The sequence below is a fragment of the Blautia sp. An249 genome, from assembly GCF_002159835.1.
Classification (GTDB): domain Bacteria; phylum Bacillota; class Clostridia; order Lachnospirales; family Lachnospiraceae; genus Blautia_A; species Blautia_A avistercoris.
Map to the genome: position 1 here is coordinate 1 of NZ_NFJL01000044.1, position 5396 is coordinate 5396.

Genomic DNA, 5396 nt, shown 5'->3' on the forward strand with positions numbered 1-5396 from the left:
TTTTTCGTCCCCCGCTTCACATTTCCCCGCTGCCGGATGTACTTGGCATAAAGCTGGCAGACCGTCATTTTCTTGCCGATGGTGTCTATCCCGTCGTCAAGGTCTTTCTGTATCTGCTTGATCTTCTCACGCAGGGAAAGGTCGGGCCGCTTCCCGGCAGGGATTTTGTCGGTAGGGACTAACTTCCACGAGTACACAAACTTAGGGTTCCCAAAGGTGTCCATATATTTATAAGCGTATCTTCCGTCTGGTCGCTGGCTCTCTCCAGATTTCAAAAGGCGTCCTTTGCTGTCGCGCCTCTTTTCATCTCGTTCTTTTCTCGGCATTGTCATGCTCCTTTCCGTAACGGAAAGAGCCGGGACACGCTCATTGAGGATATTATAGCACATCCCTGGCCCGATTTCACTAGATCGCGTCAAGAGTATCAATTATTTTTTCAAACTGTTTCCTCTTGATCTGAATACGGTTTCCGTTCATAATCACCCAGCCAGCGGTAGGGTTTTCCTCGGCTAACCGACGCAGCTTGTTTTCCCCGATACGGAAATATTTCGACGCTTCCTCAATCGTCAGCGTATATTTTTCCCAGATAGGCACATCAATGTTATTCACTGTTTTAGCCCCCTTTCCAATGGCTAAAAAAGTTGTTGGTTACAAAAGGGGCTGTTACGGACGGCTGCTGGCACAGCTCCACGGGAGTTTCACCCCGGCCCATGCTGATGGGTGCGCCGCGCAATGCTTTGAGGGCGTTCAACGCGGGAGTATCATTGTCCTGCCTGTACGTCGTTGCCCGTAAGCTGCCACACTCACTTTACGGCGTGGTGGTTCTCGCTCCGCCTTTCCCCTACGGGGAAAAGTATCATGGCGCACCCGCCGCCCGGCTCGGCACAGACAGAATGTGTCCGTTTTGCCCTATAATGCGCCGCCGGTGCGGGCATATTTGTCAAGGTTCAGCCTGGGGCCTCCGGGTCAGCGGAAATGCGGAAAGGAAGAAATAAAGACATCTCCATTTCCGGGGGCCTGCTCGTCAGCCGTCGTTGGCGACGATGGAATGGATCAGCTTGATTTGCAATCGGCGCTTCATATCCTCGTCAATGCAGATATGAGGCTGGCCGCTGCCGTCATAGAGCGTCCGGGTACACAGCTTATTGATGTAGCTGTCATAATGCTGCAAGACACGCTCCACGGCTTCGGCGTTACCGGCGCAGGCCGCGTCGATCACAAAATCAGGCAGAGGGCTTTTGCCCTTGTAACTGGATTGCTTCATCCGCGTTTAACCTCCCTCCGGCATGAACGCCATCAATTTTACACGCAGGTCTTTCAGGGTGCTTGTCCTGTGGCGCTGGACTGCGCTGCGGGACATTCCCATCAGGCGGCCAATTTCTTCGTCAGTCAAATCCAGAACAAAGCGGAGAATCAAAATACTCTGCTCGTCTTTTGGCAGGCTGGCAAACGCTTCGGCCACAAGCTCGTTGTCGATATGTAGGTCATAGCCATGCGACGAAAAAATAAAGCTGTCGCTTGGATATTGCTCCACCATCGAGAGCTTGTCCCATTCTGCCGGAGGAACAGCGTCTAATGAGATTTCACGCTCACGGCGGCGCTGCATTTCCCGCAGATAGTCAAGGGCTTCATGGTACAGAACCAGCTTGCAATAGCGGTCAAACTGGCCCCATTCACCAAACTTGCGGGGGATTGCTTCCATCTTTCTCACCCCCTTTCTGTGGGGGATTTAGGTGGTTCTCTCCCTTTCCGCCAATAGAGCGAATGGAACCTGTCTGCCTGCCCGCTAAACGCCTCCTTTGGAGATATTTTTTGAAATAATTTTCAGGGCATAGAGCAGGCCGCAGAAAACAACAAAATTCGCCCGGCAGGTCACAGACCAGCCGGGCGAAAATGGAAATGCTATGAAGTTGATTTAGAGGTACCTTTGATTTCGACAAAAAAACAGGCTGAATTGTTACAATGCTCGGACATTCAAAAAATATTTGAGAAATAGCAGAACCGGCAGGGTAGCACACGCTACCCCGCCGATCCCATACAGTTGCTATTCCGTTCTCAATCGTTCCACCAAAGTATCTTTCTCAATGGATCGGCTAACCCCATAGCTAATGCAAATCTGCAATCCGACGAGCAAAATGGAGAATAAAAGAATCGGGAATATATTAAACTCAAAAAGGATAAATTTCAGAGCCAATACCTTATTTGCCAAATAGCATAGCAAAGCACCTACTGTAACGCCCAAAAAGGTTGCCAATATTGCAGACTTTACACTAATGCTCATTCCCTCTCGGTAAAGCATTTTTCTTAGTTGTTGATTTGTCATTCCAACTGCCTGTAAAAGCGCAAATTCCCGTTTACGGACAATAGCGCTGCTGATTAGCATATTCACCATATTTAATAGCCCGAAAAGAATTACAAATGCAGATATACCGTACAGACTGCTTGTGGTTGCCTTTATGAATCCTCTAATTGTAGAAAATTCTTCATCGTAAATTTTGAGCCTCAAATTCGGATTTCCGCTTATAAGCGCCATGATTCCATCTTGAACAAATTCCTTATAATCCGGGTCGCAAAAAACGGATAAATGTGATGTATTATTATAAGGGGAAAGTTCTGCTATTGCTTCGCTGGTACAATAGAACAACCCTGTTGATGGGAAGTAAGCAATCCCGGCAACGGTAAAAGTTTTTTCAATGTTTTTTCCGGCAACATCAAAATGGAATAATAGTGTATCTCCAATTTTCAGATCGCCATAGTTTGTATCACTTCGATCTGTACGGTATTTATTGACAACTATGCCATCCAGACCGACTTCATCATAATTGATTGTACCGTCCACAAGTTCACTTGCATTAGCAACAAGTTCTGGTGATAGACTGTTTACAATTTCTAAATTGTCCTCTGGCGAATCGTAGACAACTTTTGATTCTACTAAGCGGCCCACGACACATCCATCCAATACAATCTTTTCTACGCCGGGAATTTTATATATTTGTGCCTGCAAATCCTCTGATAGAGGATTGTCTTGAATGATAGTCGGAAAACGCTCATAAAAGTTATCCATCTGTATGCCAATCTGGAAATCCTCGTCTAATGGATAGCTTTGTCGCAACATAGCCGGAAGATTGATGGAAGAAATAAGGATAGCTAATGCAATCATCAAGGTTCCACTAATACTCAATGAAATAATTGACATACGGTTTTTCTTCTGATTCATTTTCAGGTTGCTTTGCGCCAAAGTATTTGGTGTAATCCGCTTCAATGTTTTGTGTCCTTGTCTGGCCTTTTCCCCTTGAAATTTCATTGCTTCAATAGGAGAAGTTTTGGCAAGAAGTTTCGCCGGCTTTCTCAAAGCGAACTTGATAACAGCAAAAATCAAGAAACCAGACAATAAAACAATCGCCATGTCATATAAAAGCCATTGCACCCCGGAGAGAATAACTACAATCAAAATAGAAATCAATGCTCCCAAAGGGATAAACCGTAATGCCAGTAAATTCCCCTGCATTTTCAAAAAGTAACGCAACTGTTTTTTCGTCGTCCCTAATGAAATGAACTGGGCATACATCGGCATCGAATTGACAATGGAAATATAAAAAATACTGTAAATTACAAAACTGCTGGCGAACATAATGAATATCGCAAAAAAGATAATACCGACCACCACAGCACCATCAATATAGATTCCATCAATATATCTGTCATTTAATATGATGTCAAAATCTTCAATACCTTCGGCTTCGCCTTTACTTTTCAAAAAATCTTTTTGAGTGTCAGGACTCATATCGGCTTTTTCCGAATTAAGTGAAACTAATACATCAACCGTCGTAGCGGTTTGCGTGCTGTAAGTTAAAGAAAGCTCGCTGTACTGCTGTGCGTATTCTGTGCGGAAACGATCAGAGGTCAGAATATAAAACTGTTTTCCTTTTTCCTGTGTTTTGTTTTGGATAATGCCACAAACAGTAAATGTGTTTTCTTTCAATTCATTTGTCAAGGTGTCTACATATTCAAAGGAAAATGTATCACCTAATACCAATTTGTGAATAGACAGATAAGTTTCAGATACAAGTACCTCTGTGTTATTTTGCGGCAGGTTTCCATCCAGCAGTTCAAAGCCCAAAAAGGACATTGCCGGATCATCCATGTATGCCAGATCAGTGCGCCCATCATCGTTCACAATATTACCAAAAGTTTTGTAAACACCAACTGCTTCAAAATCATTATCGGTCTGTAACTTATTTTTCGTATCTTCGCTCACAGCGCGAAACATAGCATGATAAGGTGCTTGTGTGGATTGTTTCAGTGCGTCATTTACTAAAATCGAAAAGACGGTTGCCATTAGGCAAGTCGCAATTACAATAATAATTGCAGTGATTAAAGTCTTGAGCCTATGTTCCTTTAGGTCAGCTTTCGCCAGTTTCTTTATAATAGTGCTGGTATCATTTTCAAAAGGCCATGTCATAGCCTGCCACCTCCTTACTCCACGATCTTGCCGTCCTCAATACGGACAATCCGATCTGCAAGACGGGCAATGTCGTTGTTGTGGGTAATCATCACAACAGTTTGCCGGAACTCCGCGCTGGTACGCTTGATAAGCCCCAGCACCTCGGCGCTGGTCTTGCTGTCAAGGTTGCCGGTCGGCTCGTCGGCCAGCACGATAGCCGGTTTGGTAATCAGGGCGCGGGCAATCGCCACACGCTGCTGCTGACCGCCGGAAAGATTGTTCGGCATATTTTTCAGTTTATCTTCCAGCCCCAGCAGGTGAACGATCTCGTCCAAAAACTTCTGATCCACCGTGTCCCCGTCCAGCTCCACCGGCAGGACAATGTTCTCATATACATTCAGGATGGGAACAAGGTTATAGTTCTGGAAGATAAAGCCGATGTTGCGGCGGCGGAAGATAGTAAGCTGCTCGTCGTTCATTTTCGACAGCTCTTTGTCCCGGACAATCACATTGCCGGAAGTAGGGGTGTCCAGTCCGCCCATCATGTGAAGCAGGGTGGACTTGCCGCTGCCGGAGGTTCCCACAACGGCCACAAATTCGCCGTCCTCCACGGAGAAGTTCACGCCGTCAAGGGCGCGGGTGATGTTCGGCTCTGTGCCGTAATACTTTTTCAGGTCAATCGTCTGTAAAACGCTCATATTCAAAACTCCTTTCAAGGCTTCCTGCCTGTTGATAAGGGTATTGTAAAACCCAAATGTCCGCGAAATGTTACAGCGGCCAAAAAATTTCATTGAAAATCGGGGTGAAATGTTACAGCACTCGGACATTTCAAAAAATTTTACGGCGGGCAGCCGGAAATGGCCGTCCGCCGCGTCCTAGTGCGCCTGGCGGCGCACGTTTCTTAAGGGTGCAAGTCCCAAATCCGCCCGGTAGTGGGAAGGACATAGCCGAA

Annotated in this window: 6 protein-coding genes; all 6 read right to left on the reverse strand. The window is 46.0% G+C overall.

All coding sequences use genetic code 11. From position 1 onward, the window contains the following. A partial coding sequence (locus B5F53_RS19185; protein ID WP_204246973.1) for an integrase DNA-binding domain-containing protein occupies positions 1–326 on the reverse strand: 326 nt, incomplete at its 3' end. Between the two features lie 79 nt (positions 327–405). Next, positions 406–609: an excisionase gene (locus B5F53_RS19190; RefSeq protein WP_087227062.1), complete on the reverse strand. Its 204-nt coding sequence runs from the start codon at positions 607–609 to the stop codon at positions 406–408. Between the two features lie 415 nt (positions 610–1024). Next, positions 1025–1264 (reverse strand): helix-turn-helix domain-containing protein, encoded by a 240-nt coding sequence (locus B5F53_RS19195; RefSeq protein ID WP_087227064.1) that lies wholly within the window; start codon positions 1262–1264, stop codon positions 1025–1027. A gap of 6 nt (positions 1265–1270) precedes the next feature. Then, a complete protein-coding gene (locus B5F53_RS19200) occupies positions 1271–1702 on the reverse strand; it encodes a sigma-70 family RNA polymerase sigma factor (protein WP_087227066.1) in 432 nt (143 codons plus the stop codon). 342 nt (positions 1703–2044) lie between these two features. Continuing rightward, complete coding sequence (locus B5F53_RS19205; RefSeq protein WP_087227068.1) at positions 2045–4462, reverse strand: ABC transporter permease; 2418 nt, start codon at positions 4460–4462, stop codon at positions 2045–2047. A gap of 14 nt (positions 4463–4476) precedes the next feature. Then, on the reverse strand, positions 4477–5142 hold the full coding sequence (locus B5F53_RS19210) for an ABC transporter ATP-binding protein (RefSeq protein ID WP_002592092.1): 666 nt from the start codon (positions 5140–5142) through the stop codon (positions 4477–4479). Between the last annotated feature and the right edge of the window lie 254 nt (positions 5143–5396).